The sequence below is a fragment of the Hoeflea sp. IMCC20628 genome (assembly GCF_001011155.1).
In the GTDB taxonomy this organism is placed as follows: domain Bacteria; phylum Pseudomonadota; class Alphaproteobacteria; order Rhizobiales; family Rhizobiaceae; genus Hoeflea.
The window spans coordinates 1,659,902-1,674,917 of the sequence record NZ_CP011479.1 but is presented as its reverse complement, the minus strand read 5'-3'; the positions used below and the strand labels follow the sequence as shown (position 1 = coordinate 1,674,917).

16 protein-coding genes and 1 pseudogene are annotated in these 15,016 nt (G+C 58.8%); 9 read left to right on the top strand and 8 right to left on the bottom strand.

Features of this window, described 5'->3' with window-relative positions; all coding sequences use genetic code 11:
- Window positions 1-24 precede the first annotated feature (24 nt).
- A complete protein-coding gene (locus tag IMCC20628_RS07870) occupies window positions 25-723 on the bottom strand; it encodes a phosphodiester glycosidase family protein (protein WP_047032368.1) in 699 nt (232 codons plus the stop codon).
- Between the two features lie 241 nt (window positions 724-964).
- Here IMCC20628_RS07870 and grxD point away from each other — a divergent pair, with 241 nt between their 5' ends.
- From grxD to IMCC20628_RS07850, 4 genes are all read left to right on the top strand, one after another.
- Window positions 965-1,297: a Grx4 family monothiol glutaredoxin gene (gene grxD, locus IMCC20628_RS07865; protein WP_047029768.1), complete on the top strand. Its 333-nt coding sequence runs from the start codon at window positions 965-967 to the stop codon at window positions 1,295-1,297.
- Window positions 1,298-1,419: 122 nt separating this feature from the next.
- Complete coding sequence (locus IMCC20628_RS07860) at window positions 1,420-1,902, top strand: YtoQ family protein (RefSeq protein ID WP_047029767.1); 483 nt, start codon at window positions 1,420-1,422, stop codon at window positions 1,900-1,902.
- Entirely contained in the window at window positions 1,899-2,612 is a 714-nt protein-coding gene (locus IMCC20628_RS07855; protein ID WP_047029766.1) for a TIGR02453 family protein, read from the top strand. Before IMCC20628_RS07860 ends, IMCC20628_RS07855 begins: the two co-directional genes overlap by 4 nt.
- A 335-nt stretch (window positions 2,613-2,947) precedes the next feature.
- Entirely contained in the window at window positions 2,948-4,195 is a 1,248-nt protein-coding gene (locus IMCC20628_RS07850; protein WP_197078412.1) for a multidrug effflux MFS transporter, read from the top strand.
- Window positions 4,196-4,205: 10 nt separating this feature from the next.
- On the opposite strand, the gene IMCC20628_RS07845 is transcribed toward IMCC20628_RS07850, so the two are convergent.
- From IMCC20628_RS07845 to rpsD, 4 genes are all read right to left on the bottom strand, one after another.
- The gene (locus IMCC20628_RS07845) at window positions 4,206-5,042 is read right to left on the bottom strand and encodes an inositol monophosphatase family protein (RefSeq protein WP_047029765.1); all 837 of its coding nucleotides are present in this window, start codon (window positions 5,040-5,042) and stop codon (window positions 4,206-4,208) included.
- On the bottom strand, window positions 5,039-5,932 hold the full coding sequence (ttcA, locus tag IMCC20628_RS07840) for a tRNA 2-thiocytidine(32) synthetase TtcA (protein ID WP_047032366.1): 894 nt from the start codon (window positions 5,930-5,932) through the stop codon (window positions 5,039-5,041). Before ttcA ends, IMCC20628_RS07845 begins: the two co-directional genes overlap by 4 nt.
- 40 nt (window positions 5,933-5,972) lie before the next feature.
- Window positions 5,973-6,902, bottom strand: a complete 930-nt coding sequence (locus tag IMCC20628_RS07835) for a glutaminase (RefSeq protein WP_047029764.1) — start codon at window positions 6,900-6,902, stop codon at window positions 5,973-5,975.
- A 94-nt stretch (window positions 6,903-6,996) separates the two neighbouring features.
- Window positions 6,997-7,614 (bottom strand): 30S ribosomal protein S4, encoded by a 618-nt coding sequence (gene rpsD, locus IMCC20628_RS07830; protein WP_047029763.1) that lies wholly within the window; start codon window positions 7,612-7,614, stop codon window positions 6,997-6,999.
- 317 nt (window positions 7,615-7,931) lie between these two features.
- Between rpsD and pepT the strand changes: the two genes are divergently transcribed.
- On the top strand, window positions 7,932-9,164 hold the full coding sequence (gene pepT / locus IMCC20628_RS07825; RefSeq protein ID WP_047029762.1) for a peptidase T: 1,233 nt from the start codon (window positions 7,932-7,934) through the stop codon (window positions 9,162-9,164).
- A 108-nt stretch (window positions 9,165-9,272) separates the two neighbouring features.
- On the opposite strand, the gene IMCC20628_RS07820 is transcribed toward pepT, so the two are convergent.
- Together IMCC20628_RS07820 and IMCC20628_RS07815 are read right to left on the bottom strand one after the other, a co-directional pair.
- Window positions 9,273-9,899: a ferric reductase-like transmembrane domain-containing protein gene (locus IMCC20628_RS07820; protein WP_245307895.1), complete on the bottom strand. Its 627-nt coding sequence runs from the start codon at window positions 9,897-9,899 to the stop codon at window positions 9,273-9,275.
- Entirely contained in the window at window positions 9,896-10,384 is a 489-nt protein-coding gene (locus tag IMCC20628_RS07815) for a twin-arginine translocation pathway signal (protein ID WP_047029761.1), read from the bottom strand. Before IMCC20628_RS07815 ends, IMCC20628_RS07820 begins: the two co-directional genes overlap by 4 nt.
- Window positions 10,385-10,555: 171 nt before the next feature.
- Between IMCC20628_RS07815 and IMCC20628_RS25050 the strand changes: the two are divergent.
- The 4 genes and pseudogenes from IMCC20628_RS25050 to IMCC20628_RS07800 all read left to right on the top strand — a co-directional run.
- A pseudogene (locus IMCC20628_RS25050) lies at window positions 10,556-10,724 on the top strand (peptidase T); the annotation flags it as partial.
- A 487-nt stretch (window positions 10,725-11,211) separates the two neighbouring features.
- Window positions 11,212-11,724, top strand: a complete 513-nt coding sequence (locus IMCC20628_RS07810) for a DUF308 domain-containing protein (protein ID WP_197078411.1) — start codon at window positions 11,212-11,214, stop codon at window positions 11,722-11,724.
- A 113-nt stretch (window positions 11,725-11,837) separates the two neighbouring features.
- The gene (locus IMCC20628_RS07805) at window positions 11,838-12,455 is read left to right on the top strand and encodes a hypothetical protein (RefSeq protein ID WP_047029759.1); all 618 of its coding nucleotides are present in this window, start codon (window positions 11,838-11,840) and stop codon (window positions 12,453-12,455) included.
- 73 nt (window positions 12,456-12,528) lie between these two features.
- On the top strand, window positions 12,529-12,984 hold the full coding sequence (locus IMCC20628_RS07800) for a hypothetical protein (protein ID WP_047029758.1): 456 nt from the start codon (window positions 12,529-12,531) through the stop codon (window positions 12,982-12,984).
- A gap of 258 nt (window positions 12,985-13,242) precedes the next feature.
- Here the strand turns inward: IMCC20628_RS07800 and IMCC20628_RS07795 are convergent, their stop codons facing one another.
- A complete protein-coding gene (locus tag IMCC20628_RS07795) occupies window positions 13,243-14,766 on the bottom strand; it encodes an ATP-binding protein (RefSeq protein WP_047029757.1) in 1,524 nt (507 codons plus the stop codon).
- Between the last annotated feature and the right edge of the window lie 250 nt (window positions 14,767-15,016).

Sequence of the window (15,016 nt, the reverse complement as noted above, 5' to 3'; positions counted from 1 at the left end):
CAGACTTAGCAGACCCGTCGCGTATCAGTCGCCCGCCTTCTCGAACACGGCGACAACCGGCCCCGCCGGCTCGCCCGAATCGATTTCCATCTGCTCTCCCCAGGCAAGACTTGAGACCCCGCCGTCAAAAAACAGCGCATTGGGGCAATCCGCAAGCTGCTTGTACAACCGCGCGAAGGCGCCGAGACTGACCGGATCGCGGGTGATCGCCAGCACCACCGTACCGTCATCGCGCACCCCCACCCCGTTACGGATATACCGCGTCGTCCCGTCGGGCAGAAACCGCGGATGGATCGCGCCATCAATCACCAGCATCGGACCCGATTGAGTGGCGAAAGTCGGTACAATCCCGGCATCGGCATAGGCCAATGTTTCCATCACCCCGGCGCTGCCATCGGCGCGGAGGAAAAACACTCCATTCGGCTTGAGAAAGAAATTGCCGAAATCATCATCGGTGTTGAGCGGTGAGAGTTCTTTTCCGTCTTCGACATAAAGCCCCACCGGCAGCATGTCCGCGTGATACATGCCGGCATTCATTGCCAGCAACGGCGTCCGCCCCTCAGCGGCGAGAGCCGCGACAGCCTTGGACACATTGCCGTAAGGCCGGTTTTCGGGATCGCGGTAGACAAGCGCAACGTCCCGCAGCGCAGGGTCGATCACGCACAGGATCGCCCGGGCACCTTCAAATATGTGCTCCTCGCAGAATTTCGGCTTTTCTGACATGTCCATACTCCCGGTTTCAGCCTTCGGGTGCGGCTTGGGTACAAATCGGTCTGGAGGCCCGTATGCTGCGATCCATAGGATCGAAATGCCGGCGGCAACCAGCAAAACCAATACAAAATAACCGGTGCGACCTGTCCACATCCGATCACTTATAGAGTCGGGCTGCTTGTCTTGTCATCCGCCGTGCATTATCTGATGGACAAAGAAATATCGTGGCCACACGTTTTGAAAGGATCCAACGATGTCCGGTATCAATGAATTCATCGACAACGAAGTGAAAAGCAACGACGTGGTGGTGTTCATGAAGGGCACGCCGCAGTTTCCGCAGTGTGGTTTTTCAGGCCAGGTGGTCCAGATTCTTGACTACCTCGGCGTTCCCTACAAGGGCGTCAATGTCCTGGCTGACGACGCGCTGCGCAACGGCATCAAGGAATATTCCAACTGGCCGACCATCCCGCAGCTTTACGTCAAGGGCGAGTTTGTCGGCGGTTGCGACATCATCCGCGAGATGTTCCAGTCGGAAGAATTGCAGCAGCACTTCAGCGAAGCTGGCGTGCCGGTCAAGACTGCCTGAGACTATTCATCGTATGATGCGGCAAGAGGCGGATTTTCCGCCTCTTTTCGTTTTAGCCGCCACCATCATCATGCGGTCGATCCGCATCAAGGCCATCCCCAGCTAGTTTGGAGACCTCGACCATGACCTGGACCATCTACCTCTCAGGCGAAATTCACTCTGACTGGCGTGAGCAGATTGAAGCAGGCGCGCGGGCTGCCAGCCTGCCTGTTGCGTTCAGCGCACCCGTCACCCATCACGAAGCCTCCGATGATGTCGGCGTCGCCATTCTGGGCGCCGAACCCGACAAGTTCTGGCATGATCACAAGGGCGCGCAGATCAATGCCATTCGCACCCGCACCCTGCTCGACAAGGCCGATATCGTCGTCGTCCGCTTCGGTGAAAAATACAAGCAGTGGAACGCCGCTTTTGATGCAGGCTATGCAGCGGCACTCGGAAAGCCGCTGATCATCCTGCATCAGGACGAGCACGCCCACGCCCTCAAGGAAGTCGATGCCGCGGCACTAGCCGTCGCCAAGACACCGGATCAGGTCGTCTCCATCCTGCGATATGTCATCAATGGCGCGCTTCCGGGCTATACCGATGCGTCGAACACCGTGAAATGACCGAGACCTCCTATTCCGGCTTTGGCGACAAGGCCCAGCCCTTTCTCAAGGCGCTTGGTTTTCACCAGAACCGCGAATGGTTCCACGACAACAAGGATCTGTTCGAGAAGCATCTCAATGAGCCGCGTGGCCGGCTGATTGATGATCTTGCCGCGCGTCTTGCAGATGCCAAGATCCCGCTCACCTGCGCCCGCAAGACCTCGACCTTCCGGATCAACCGGGATGTCCGCTTTGCCAAGGCAAAACACCCCTACAACACCCATGTCAGCGCCGTGGTCACCCGCTCCGGCACCAAGAAGGACCAGGGGCTGCTGTATTTCCACGTCTCACCAGACGACAGCTTTTTGTCCGTCGGTTTCTACGCCATGGAATCAGATGAGCTAAGGCCCTTCCGCGAGGCCATCGTCGCGCGCAGATCGCAATTCGACGCAGCCCTCGAGCCGTTGCTGGATATGGGATTTGTGTTCGATCAGGACAACGCGCTCAAGCGCACGCCGCGCGGATTTGAACAGATCACTGATCCTGAAACCGTCGCACTGCTGCGACTCCGGCACCTGACGCTGTCGCGCAAATTTGCAAGCGACCGGCTCAAGGGCACGGCACTGCTTGAAGATCTCGTCGAACTTGCGGAAGCTGCGCAACCGTTCCTCAGCTTCGGCTGGCGGGTGATTGACCCGGTCCGCGCTGCCAGAGACGAGAGCAACCGCTGAGCATCAGACCCGGAACGTTGCCACCGACCGCGGCATTCTTTTTCCAAAAACACCACAATGTGCCTTCTCTTGAAATGTGCGCATCTCGGACCGTCTCCTGATATCCCCGGTCCCATCCTGCGCCATCCAATACATGCGTTCAAATGCAAATCCCGACACTTGCCGGATTGTCGCACCGCGTCTATGTACGGTGCTGGCTTCGATCAAAAGGTCCGCCTTCTGATCCACTGACCTTGAAGGTCCAGACATTGCCGTTCCGCCTGGAAACCTTTGTTGCCCAGCTTTGCAATGAACAGATGTCCTCCCGATTCTGTTCCCGATAGGATAGACATCCCATGCACGGATCCACGGCCGCCACGGCGAGCCCACCTGCGACCATCGGAGGCATCGGCCGCCCGCAATTCATCGCGATCGTCGCCTCGATGATGGCTCTCAACGCCATGGCAATTGACGTCATGTTGCCGGCATTTCCCAACATTCAGGCCGGATTCGGCATCACGGATGCCAATCAGGTGCAGTATATCCTGCTCTCCTACATTGTCGGCTTCGGTGGCGCGCAATTGATATTCGGCCCTATTTCCGACCGGTTCGGCCGCCGTGCACCTCTGATTTTCGGCATCGCGATTTATGCGGTATGCGCCATTGCAGGCGCTCTTGCGCCAAGCTTCGAGTTCCTTCTGATCGCGCGTTTTGTGCAGGGAATCGGCGCTGCCGCAACCCGGGTCATCGCAATTTCCGTGGTTCGCGATACCCATTCCGGCCGCGGCATGGCGGCAACAATGTCGCTGGTGATGATGGTGTTCATGGTCGTGCCTGTGTTTGCACCGATGATCGGCCAGGTCATCACGCTCGCTGGCAACTGGCACCTCATCTTCATTTTCATGGCGGTCGTCTCGCTGATGGTCGGCGCCTGGGCCATGATGCGCCTGCCCGAAACGCTGAGCGAAGAGCACCGCAGACCGCTCACTCTGAAAAGCATCAGCGCCGCCTTCACCATCGTGCTGACCAACCGGATCGCGCTGTTTTACACGCTGGCGACCAGCTTCTATTTCGGTTCGCTGTTCGGCTTTCTCAACGTTGCGCAACCGATCTATGTCGATATTTACGGTCTTGGCACCTATTTCCCGGTGGCTTTTGCCGCTGTCGCGGTGGTCATGGCCGGGTCAGCCTTTGTCAATTCGCAGCTCGTCGGCCGATTTGGCCAGCGGCGCCTGTCGCACGGCGCGTTGATCGCCTATTTGAGCTTCGCACTGGTCCTGTCCGTGCTGACCTTTGTCGGACCAATTCCATTCTGGCTGTTCTTCGGTATTTCCATTCTTATGATGCCGCTGTTCGGCTTTGTCGGGTCCAACTTCAACTCGATTGCCATGGAACCCCTCGGCGCGATCGCCGGTACGGCATCCTCCGCCCTTGGTTTTGCCCAGACCGTGATCGGCGGGCTGGTTGGCGCCGCCATTGGACAGACTTATGATGGCACGATCTTCCCGCTGGCAGCCGGCTACGCCACGGTGTCGGCGGTGTCGCTGATCATGGTACTGATTGCCGAAAAGGGCCGGTTGTTCGGGGTCGGCGCCCAGCGCTGATGCTGACCGATCAGCTGCGCCACAGGGCTTCGCGCACCACATTCCAGCTGTCGAGGTCGGTGGTCGCCAGCAGGCCGCCATCGAGATGCTCGGGCTTGTAAACGCTGCCGTCAAACCGGCGGACATAACCGCCCGCCTCTTCTGTGATCAGTGTGCCGGCCAGATGATCCCACGGCATCAGCTTGTTGTAGAGTGTAAAATGAATATGGCCGCCAACCAGCAGCCGGTATTCCTGTGCAGCGCAACGATAGGCCACACTGCCGATGCATAGGGCCTGGTTTCGCGCAATCATGCTGCGCTCCGGCTCGGGCATATATTGCCAGGACGCCGATCCGATCATCTGATGGATCGAACCGGTAGGTTCGGCGACACGCAATGCGCTCTCCCGCCCGTCAAGCCGACGCAGGATCGCCCCTGATCCCTTTTGCGCCATGATCCAGTCCTGACCGACCGGATCATGGATGATGCCGGCAACCGTCTCGCCAGCTTCGACAACCGCAAGCATGACACCGAAAGACGCCACACCGGAGGCGAAATTGAAGGTTCCGTCGATCGGGTCGACGATGAAGGCCCGCTTGCCCGATGACACCCATCCCTTGAGCAAAGCCGGATTGTCAGCCACCGCCTCTTCGCCGATCACCAGCGAGTCGGGGTAGCGTTCGAGCAGCGCTGCGGTGATCACCCGCTCGGCATTCACATCGGCTTCGGTCACCAGATCGGTCGCCGATGTCTTTTGCTGGACCGCGCCCTCATCCAGATTGCGAAACCGCGGCATGATTTCAGCCGTACCAACGTCGAGCAGCAACGCCGCCAGCCAATCCATATCCGCTGCGTTCAAACCGGTCATGCGTCTGCCTCTTGTGGTTTCGGGGTCAAATTGGCGAAATCAAACAGCGACCGGTCGAGAAGATGTGAGGGCCTTGTATTGGCCAGCGCCCGAATCATCGAATCCTTGCGGCCGGGCATGCGGCGTTCGATGTCGCCGATCATCTCTTTCATCGCATTGCGCTGCAGACCATCCTGCGACCCGCACAGATCGCACGGGATGATAGGAAATTTCAGCGCTTCGGCAAAGCGCGTCAGATCTTCCTCGGCGCAATAGGCCATGGGCCTGAGCAGCATCACGTCGCCATCATCATTGAGCAGTTTCGGCGGCATTGCCGCCAGCCGGCCGCCGTGGAAGAAATTGAGAAAGAAAGTTTCGAGAATATCGTCGCGGTGGTGACCCAGAACCAGCGCCTCGCAGCCCTCTTCCCGGGCGATCCGGTAGAGGTTGCCGCGCCGGAGCCGCGAACACAATGCGCAATAGGTGGCGCCCTCGGGCACCTTCGACGTCACCACCGAATAGGTGTCGCGATACTCGATCCGGTGAGGCACGTTATGGGCGGTGAGATAATCCGGCAGAATGTGTTTGGGAAAATTCGGCTGGCCCTGGTCGAGATTGCAGGCAATCAGATCGACCGGCAACATGCCGCGCCATTTGAGATCCATCAGCAACGCCAAGAGCCCGTAGGAATCCTTGCCACCCGACACCGCCACCAGCCAGCGCGGACGTTTTTCACCCGCTGTTTCCGGCGCAACCATGGCGAAATCATCAATCGCCTGCCGCACATTGCGGATCAACCGCTTGCGCAGCTTGTTGAACGACACACTGGAGGGCGCATCTTGATACAGCGATGGCCCAGAGTCCGGCGTCACGTCCGGTGCCACGTCCAGGGTATCTACAGTGTCGATCATTTCGCTCATGCCAACGGGATGATGGCTTTGACCGATCCAGTCAAGCCCCGAACACCGACCATTCCATCCGCCTGGCCAATTGTTCGAGTGCTGCGGTTCCGAGTTTGGAATTGCCGACCCGGTCAAGGCCCGGAGACCAGACCGAAATCGAGGCTTTTCCAGGCGCAATCGCCAGAATGCCGCCGCCGACGCCGCTCTTGCCGGGCAGACCGACGCGAAAGGCGAATTCTCCCGATCCGTCGTAATGCCCGCACATCAGCATGATTGCGTTGATCCGCCGCGCCCGCTGCTCCGACACCACCTGCGCGCCGGTCACCGGATCACGCCCCTGGCTTGCCAGAAAAAGTCCGGCCCGAGCCAGCTGTTGGCAATTCATGACGATGGCGCATTGATGGAAATAGACGCCCAGAACATGATCCACCTGATGATCGATATTGCCGAAGGAGCGCATGAAATGCGCCAGTGACGCATTGCGGTCGCCATGGGCTGTTTCAGAGCGCGCCACATGCTCGTCGATCAGGATCGAATCATCATCGGCGAGATGGCGGATGAACTGGATGATCTCGCCGATCGCCTCCTTCGGCTGGTGTCCGGCCATGATCAGGTCGACCACGGCAATAGCACCGGCATTGATGAAGGGATTGCGCGGCCGGCCTTTTTCCTGCTCGAGCTGGACGATCGAGTTGAACGCATTGCCCGATGGCTCGCGCCCGACACTGCTCCACACAGCGTCACCCAGCTTGCCCAGCGCCAGCGCCAGGGTGAACACTTTCGACACGCTCTGAATCGAGAACCCGGTCGCAGCATCTCCGGCCGTCAGCACCCGGCCGTCCGGCAGGGCAACCGCGATACCGAACTGCCCGGCATCGACCTTGGCGAGCTCGGGAATATACTGCGCCACCATCCCGCGCTCGGCCTCGTCGGCGGTTTCCGCAGCAATCGAATCAAGAACCTCTTGCAAATCGGTCATTGTCTGTCTCCGGATGCACTATCGGCCCGAAATCTGCAGATACAAAAAGGCCGCCCCGAAGGGCGGCCCGATCTGACGTGATCCAGGAGAAGGATCAGCGTGAATAGAATTCGACGACCAGGTTCGGTTCCATCACAACAGCGTAAGGAACATCGCTCAGGCTCGGCACGCGAACAAAGGTTGCGCTCATCTTGTGATGATCAGCTTCGATATATTCAGGTACGTCGCGTTCTGCCAGCTGTGCGGATTCGAGCACGATGGCGAGCTGCTTGGACTTTTCCTTCACAGCAATGACGTCGCCCGGCTTGCAACGGGCCGAACCGATGTTCATGCGCTGGCCATTCAGTGTGATGTGGCCGTGATTGATGAACTGGCGCGCTGCGAAAATCGTCGGCACGAACTTGGCGCGGTAGACGATGGCGTCGAGACGCGCTTCGAGAAGACCGATCAGGTTTTCAGGCGTATCGCCCTTGAGCCGGTTGGCTTCATCGTAAATCTTGCGGAACTGCTTTTCCGACACATCGCCGTAATAGCCCTTCAGCTTCTGCTTGGCGCGCAGCTGAATACCAAAATCGGAAAGCTTGCTCTTGCGGCGCTGTCCGTGCTGGCCGGGACCATATTCACGACGATTGACCGGGGACTTCGGACGACCCCAGATGTTCTCGCCCATACGGCGATCTAGTTTGTATTTTGACGATTCGCGCTTGCTCATCGCATTTCCTTTCAAACGGTTGCACCAGTTTGCACTCAAACTGGTTGAAGGAAACGCGCCCTCCTCTGGCCCCTGTTTTTGAGACCTGACAGAACGGTCGACGCACGCTTTGTGCAAACCGTCCACGGGACACGTAAGAAAACGCGAGAGCATGAACTCTCGCGCTACCGGGGTCTCTAAGGTGGTTTAACCGGGAAGTCAATCACTCTGAAGGCAAAGCGCGGGACAATACCTCGCCAGCCGCCCGGACATATTCCCGTAACCTTCAAGGAGGGTTATAGCATGGTCAGCCCGCCCACCGGAATAGGACGCACCCCATGGCCGACACTGTTTTAGACCGCCTGCTGCGTTACGTTGTCATCGACACCCAATCGGATCCGGATTCGTCCGCGCAGCCCTCGACGGAGAAACAGAAGGATCTCGGCCGCGTGCTCGTCACGGAACTGCTGACACTCGGCCTCAGCGACGCCCATATGGACGAACACGGCAATATCTATGCGACCCTGCCAGCCAACACAGACAAGACAGTACCGGTGATCTGCTTCTGTTCGCACGTGGATACCGCACCCGATTTCACCGGCACCAATGTCAAGCCGAACGTGGTGCGGAACTACCAGGGCGGCGACATCCAGCTAACCGGCGATGTGAGCCGCATCATCAAGGTCAGCGAGCACCCCGATCTCAAGCAGCAGATCGGCCATGACATCATCACCACGGACGGCACCACTTTGCTCGGGGCAGACGACAAGGCCGGCGTGGCGGAAATCATGACGGCTGTGCAATTCCTGACCGCCAATCCGGAGATCCGCCACGGCACGATAAAAATCCTCTTCACCACCGACGAGGAAATCGGCCGCGGCGCCGACAAGGTCGACATCGCAAAACTCGGCGCCGCCTTCGCCTACACCATGGATGGCGGACGCATCGGCGAGGTCGACGACGAGACTTTTTCCGCCGACGGCGTCGAGATAGATATTTTGGGCGTCGCCCAGCATCCGGGCACCTCCAAGGGCGTGATGGAGAACGCCATCAAGATCGCCGGTGACATCATCGCCCGGTTGCCGAAAGATCTGGCGCCGGAAACCACGGCCGGACGCCAGGGCTTCATTCATCCGACAGACGTCAGCGGCTCGATGGACAAGGCGCATCTGAAACTCATCATCCGCGATTTCGTCAATGACGGCCTCAGAGAAAAAGAAGCCATGCTCAAGGGCATCGCGGAAGAGGTCATGTCCTCCTATCCCGGTTCAACCATGAGCTTCAAGGTGACTGAGCAGTACCGCAACATGAAAGAAGTGCTCGACGGCCACCCCGAAATCATGAGCAATCTGGTCGAAGCTGTCCGCCGCGCAGGCCTCGAACCGGTTACCAACTCCATCCGCGGCGGCACCGACGGCTCACGCCTCTCCTTCATGGGCCTGCCCTGCCCCAACATCTACACCGGCGGCCACTCGTACCATTCGCCGCTCGAATGGATCAGCCGCCAGGACATGGAGAAGTCAGCGGAAACGATTGTCGAACTGGTGAAGGTTTGGGAAGAACGGGCCTGAGCAACCCGAACCGCAGCAAAATCAAGTGTTTCTGCTGCGGCTCCCCCTTGCCAGGACATGCAACTTTCATCTCATGGCATAAACAACAGCTCTTGCCGGACTGCTGCCTCAGTCAATTCGCTTCACCCAAAGCCGCAGACCCGCGACGACCTTCACAGTTGCCGCGAGCACCAGCGCGCAAAGCGCAGCCTTCGATAGTGTTTCCATGGTTCCCTCAATCAGCATCGCATGGACAACACTTCCCACGACAATCACCGCCGCCAACGCCGTGTGAGCGCGACGCCACGTCAGCGGCCGCAGCCGCAAACGCCGACGGAACAAGGCGAGACATGCCGATGCAAACACGGCCCACATGGCGACAACGCCCCAGGCAGAAAACGGCGTAGGCGCGGCAAAGACAAGCGCGTCGATGACGTCCGGCGGGCTGGTGACCCAAAGGGCCGCGACGTGAATGACAACCGCCGCCGCCAGAACGCCTCCGACCCAGCGGTGCACGAGCCGCCCGCGTGGACCCGAGAGGCCCGGCAAGGTTCCGCCCGCCAGCAGCGGCTGAAGCAGAAGCAGCGCCATGGCGATGACGCCTGCAAAACCCGCCAGAATGTAGACCGGATCGCGCCATGCGAGCAGCGGACTTGCTGATGCCGCCGCTAAAGGCACCGCAATGGCTGTCGCAACGGCACCCCAGATGATTGTGCTCCGGACCCGGGAGAATCTCTTGAGGCCCACTTCGCTCAAACCGGCTGAAGCACGAAATCCGCGGCAAGGCTGGTGTCGCTTGCGCTCGCCATGACCGGGCGCAGGAAGACGGTTTTGAAATCATCATCATCATAGGCTAGGTGACCATGGGGCTGACCGAACGCCGGAACGATCTGCGGCATCTCCAGCCGGAACTCGCCATTGGCGTCAGTCAATGTGGCACCGTGGCTCCAAGGGTCACGTTCATCACCTTCGGTCGTGTGCGCCCAGATCTGGATGCGCTGGCCCGCCAGCGGCGCACCATCACCGGCGCGACGGACGGTGCCTGTCATCCAGAACCCGCCACCACCGATCCGTTCCACGACAGGCGCTCCGGGAAGATAATTGTTGGACCCGCCGCGCATCGAAGGCGTCGCCGCAACGCCTTGCGCGCGCGCAGGCAAGATGAGGCCCGCCGCCCCCGTCGCAACGAGTGCACCTGTAGCGGCAAGAAGGCCACGGCGTGTGGTGATAGCGTCAGTCATATGGATTGCTCCTGTCAGACTACTGGTTTGACGGCCGGAAAAGCGGCTCAATCATGGCTCACACCTGATTATAGTGCGTTTCCAATCGATCCCAAGGCTGGGCAACAAACCACGCGTTAAACCATCTTCACTGTTTCGTGATTTCTGCTGCACAGGCGCTTCGGACGGCCCGGCGGCACCGATTGCTCACGACTCTCCTTCATGGGCCTGCCCTGCCCCAACATTTTCACCGGCGGCCACGCGTACCACTCGCCGCTCGAATGGATCAGCCGCCAGGACCTGGAAAAGGCGGTGGAAACTGATTGTCGAACTGGTGAAGGTTTGGGAAGAGCAAGCGTAGTTCGCATGCTAAATGGATTTTTTGCATCAGTAATTTGCATCACTCGGTTTCAATGAGGCTTGTCGCAAAAAGGTCGGCAATTTTCCGCGTTGACCAAATCTGACCATTTTCGAAATGCTGCCAATAATACGAAGTCGCTGCATCCGTCATTCGTCCATAATTTGGAATACACACGCTTCCTAACGCGGTGTCCCTAGGCGAAACCAACTCGCTTGCGATGGACATGGCCATTCACCAGCGGAACCGATCCACGCGCACATGTTTGGCTATTGACCTTAGTCAAACCCGGTGCGCGTGGAGAGACTAGCTTCAATGGCAAGCACAGCTAACCGACCAATTATCTGATGCAAATAGAAAAACAAAATCCACACGATTTTGCCTGAGTCATTGTGACAACTGGGATACGAGAAAAGAAAACAGCATGACAAAAACTGCTTCAGAAGACTTCCCGTCGTTCGGCACTGCCATCGCACGCGGCCGCCATTGGGTGATCGTCCTTGCCATTGTGATGATCGTCGCTGGCGTTGTGGCCATCACCTTTCCGATGCTCAGCAGTTTTGGTGTTGAGCTCACTGTCGGCATGATGCTGATCATTGCTGGCATTGCCCAGGCGATGGGGGCATTCAGCCTTCCGAAGTGGAAAAGCATGACTCTGGCCTTCATCCTTGGCGCGCTTTGGGTAATTGCCGGTGGATATCTGGTTATGTACCCGCTGCAAGGAATGTTCGCACTAACCATCGTGGTTGCGGCAACCTTCGTAGCCGAAGGCGTGCTGAAAACAATCTTTGCTTTTCAGTTGCGGCCGCTGTCCGTTTGGGGCTGGGCACTTTTCGACGGCATCATTGCTATCGTGCTGGGCGTGATGTTGATGGTGCAATTTCCATTCTCGGCACTATGGGCTCTCGGCATGCTTGTCGGCATCAACCTTCTGATGTCCGGCGTGTCGCTGGTGATGATCGCCACCGCTGTAGGCAAGGTTTTTGACCAAAGTGCCGAGTGATATAGAGCCGTGCCCCACGACATTTCGAACTGTCGACTGAATGCCCAGCTTCCTGATGAAGGTGTGCACAGAGGCGGAGTCCGGTTTTCAAAGAACAAACAAGGAGAAGAAAAATGACCACCAAAAGCCCAATTCACACCTATACCGACTGGACCAAAACACGCCTCGACGAGATGGATGCATCGGTCGCGGTTCTCAAAGCCAAGGTCGCATATCTGCAATCGGATGCCCGGGCACAAGCGGAAGCGACGATCGCCGACATGAAAACCCGCCGCGACAAGTTCGCAGCTTGGACTCAGAAAGAACAGGATATGAACGCGCAAGCTTGGGCCGCCACCGAGGCCGAACGTGAGGCCGAATGGGCGTCGTTTGAAAAGGCAGTTGATGCTTATCTTGATGCCGCTGAAGGGCAGGCAGAGGCAACCAGAAAGACTTTTGAAGCCCGCGTTGCGGCGCAGCAAAAAGCCTGGCGTGAAACGGCTGAAAAATTCAAGGATGGCGCCGCGAAATTCCAGACGGACCGCAAGGCCGACGTTGATGCTGCCGTCGCCAAACTTGAGAAGGACGCCGCTACTGCAGGTGACCAGCTGAAAAAACTGAACGCAGCGGGCGGCAAATCTTGGGCAGCCTTGCGCACGGCACTAACCGAGTCGCGCCACACGTTTGAAAAAGCTTTCGACGAGGCTCAAGCGGCGTTCAAAGACAATCAAGGTCACGAAGAACAATCCTGATGACCTACGGCGCGTTCAATCACCGCAACGCGCCACCTGTACCAAATGACTCTCAATCAAGAAGGAATGCAGAATGACCAAGTGGATGAATCTCAAGAACGCCGCCGCGATGACCCTGATCCTGGCAACCGCGGGGACGATGACAAATGCCTATGCCCAGACATCTTTTGAAGATGTGAAAACCGAGGCACAGGCACTGGTCGAAGTTACAGGCGACTATGCCTATGCGAAACGTGATGAGCTTGTTGCCAAGAGCCGCGCATCGCTAAAAAACATAGATGCGAGCATCCTCGATCTCGAAGCGCGTATTCGGAACAACTGGGCGAGCATGGACGATGCTGCCAAGGCCAAGGCCAAGGCTGAAATGGCCGCTCTGCGCCAGCTACGGATCAAAGTTGCCGAAGACCTCGCCGGATTGCGTTACAGTACAGCCGATGCATGGACGGATATGAAGGGCGGCTTTTCTGACTCCTTTGACGTCCTGCGCAACTCATGGGTGAAAGCCAAGTCCGAATTCGACCCAAGCTGACAGCCTGGGTCTAGGACGACCAAGAGTTGATTTGCGATCCGACCACGCCGGTCGGGTCGCGTTTTTACGCGCAAAGTACTGTAGCTCGAACCAGTGATTCTTTCCTGTCGACTTAAACACCGAGCTACACCCGCGCATTTTTTGGAACCCGGATTGTCAGATCGCCTCCGCTCAGCCTCTGAGCCACATAGGTTGCGGCGACACTCGGACGATGGCAAAGACGCCGGATTGCCAAACACCCCCGAAATGCCCCTCACCTCACTCCGCCGCCTGCGCACTCTCCGTGCTCTCGTCCGGCGCATCGGCCGCCCCTGGCGCCGTCTCCGCTTGCAGATCCGGAATTCCGACAATGCGCTTGCCGGAAAAATCGGCGTGGACGATGATCAGTTCCTGTTCTTCGAAATAGCCCAGCAGACGCCTTGCCCGGCGGGCCGAGTGGGTGCCGTAAGCCCGCGCAATGCGGGCATCGGAGGGACATGGGGCTGTCTTGATCGCGGCATGGGCCAGCATCAGGAACACACCCTGCAGATCCTCCGAGACATTGGCTGAGAGTGACAGCGCCGTCGACCAGGCGTCAGTTTCTGCGGTCTCTGCATCGACTCCGGAGCGGGTAATGGCGACGCGGCGACGGAATGCGCCGAGCGGCATTGGCGGCCCCGAGACCCGGCCCATTCTCAGCCGGACCATGAAATCCTGATAGAGCGCTGCGTCGGTGCGGTAGCCCGATTGCGGGTCGCTGAGAATCTCATCCAGCACCCGGTTGATGCGTTGCTCGCGCTCGCCCGGGTCAATTTCCGGCGCGGCATTGTCCTTGCCAGGCCGGGCCAGCGGTGCATCGGCGAGCGGCGTTGCGCGCGACAGTTCCGCTAGAATGTCGGTCGTCGGTCTCGGCGCCGGCCGGGTCCGGCGCGCAGCCTGGCGGGTGAACTCGTCCGGATCGGGGGTGAAGATCAATTCCTCGACATCGGCCACCGCATCGGGCATCGGCATCAGCTTCGGGCTCGACGAGCGCGCCTGGGTCTCCACCGCGCCAATGGCGATCGGCAGCGGCCGCCGTGACAGCGCCGGGCCAAGACCAACGAAATTGCCGCGCTGCAGGTCACGGAACATCTCGGCCTGCCGCCGGTCCATGCCCAGCAGATCAGCAGCGCGCGCCATATCGATATCGAGAAATGTCCGGCCCATCAGAAAATTGGAGGCTTCCGCCGCGACATTCTTGGCCAGCTTCGCCAATCTTTGCGTGGCGATAACGCCCGCCAACCCGCGCTTGCGGCCACGGCACATTAAATTGGTCATGGCGCCAAGCGACATCTTGCGCGCGTCTTCGGAGACATCGCCGCCAACGGCAGGCGCAAACAGCTGCGCCTCGTCGACCACCACCAGCACCGGATACCAGAACTCGTGTTCGGCATCGAACATGGCGTTGAGAAACACAGCCGCGGCGCGCATCTGTTGCTCGACATCCAGCCCTTCCAGCGACAGCACGCAGGAGACACGATGCCGCCTGATCCGGCTGGCAATGCCAGCGAGTTCGGCTTCGCTGCGCTCACCTTCAACCACCAGGTGGCCGTACTTCTCGGAAAGCGTGACAAAGTCACCCTCGGGATCGATGATCACCTGCTGCACCCATTGCGCCGACTGCTCCAGCAGACGCCTGAGCAAATGCGACTTGCCGGATCCGGAATTGCCCTGCACCAGAAGACGGGTCGCCAGCAGTTCCTCAATGTCGAGCGTGGCCGGCTGTCCGCCAGTCAAACTCCCCATGTCAATTCCGACCTGCACTTTGGCACAACTCCGTTTACTGACGCGACACCTGGCCACCCGACACCGGCAAACACACAAAGCCCGGCTTGGGGTGTTCTATTCCGGCATATTTATGAATCGAACCAAAATGAATTTTTCGGACTCATTTGTCCAGACTTTGCCGAATGTTATGCAGGGTCGCGACAACCCGCGCTCCTGCTCTTTTCACATCGGTCCGGCGAATGCGCCGCCAATCGGCATGCCATGCAGGAAAACGTTAGTCCTGTGG

What these genes read in the sequence shown, in the direction of transcription:
- IMCC20628_RS07870 (WP_047032368.1), bottom strand. Translation starts at nt 723, where the DNA reads ATGTCAGAAAAGCCGAAATTCTGCGAGGAGCACATATTTGAAGGTGCC.
- grxD (WP_047029768.1), top strand. Translation starts at nt 965, where the DNA reads ATGTCCGGTATCAATGAATTCATCGACAACGAAGTGAAAAGCAACGAC.
- IMCC20628_RS07860 (WP_047029767.1), top strand. Translation starts at nt 1,420, where the DNA reads ATGACCTGGACCATCTACCTCTCAGGCGAAATTCACTCTGACTGGCGT.
- IMCC20628_RS07855 (WP_047029766.1), top strand. Translation starts at nt 1,899, where the DNA reads ATGACCGAGACCTCCTATTCCGGCTTTGGCGACAAGGCCCAGCCCTTT.
- IMCC20628_RS07850 (WP_197078412.1), top strand. Translation starts at nt 2,948, where the DNA reads ATGCACGGATCCACGGCCGCCACGGCGAGCCCACCTGCGACCATCGGA.
- IMCC20628_RS07845 (WP_047029765.1), bottom strand. Translation starts at nt 5,042, where the DNA reads ATGACCGGTTTGAACGCAGCGGATATGGATTGGCTGGCGGCGTTGCTG.
- ttcA (WP_047032366.1), bottom strand. Translation starts at nt 5,932, where the DNA reads ATGATCGACACTGTAGATACCCTGGACGTGGCACCGGACGTGACGCCG.
- IMCC20628_RS07835 (WP_047029764.1), bottom strand. Translation starts at nt 6,902, where the DNA reads ATGACCGATTTGCAAGAGGTTCTTGATTCGATTGCTGCGGAAACCGCC.
- rpsD (WP_047029763.1), bottom strand. Translation starts at nt 7,614, where the DNA reads ATGAGCAAGCGCGAATCGTCAAAATACAAACTAGATCGCCGTATGGGC.
- pepT (WP_047029762.1), top strand. Translation starts at nt 7,932, where the DNA reads ATGGCCGACACTGTTTTAGACCGCCTGCTGCGTTACGTTGTCATCGAC.
- IMCC20628_RS07815 (WP_047029761.1), bottom strand. Translation starts at nt 10,384, where the DNA reads ATGACTGACGCTATCACCACACGCCGTGGCCTTCTTGCCGCTACAGGT.
- IMCC20628_RS07805 (WP_047029759.1), top strand. Translation starts at nt 11,838, where the DNA reads ATGACCACCAAAAGCCCAATTCACACCTATACCGACTGGACCAAAACA.
- IMCC20628_RS07800 (WP_047029758.1), top strand. Translation starts at nt 12,529, where the DNA reads ATGACCAAGTGGATGAATCTCAAGAACGCCGCCGCGATGACCCTGATC.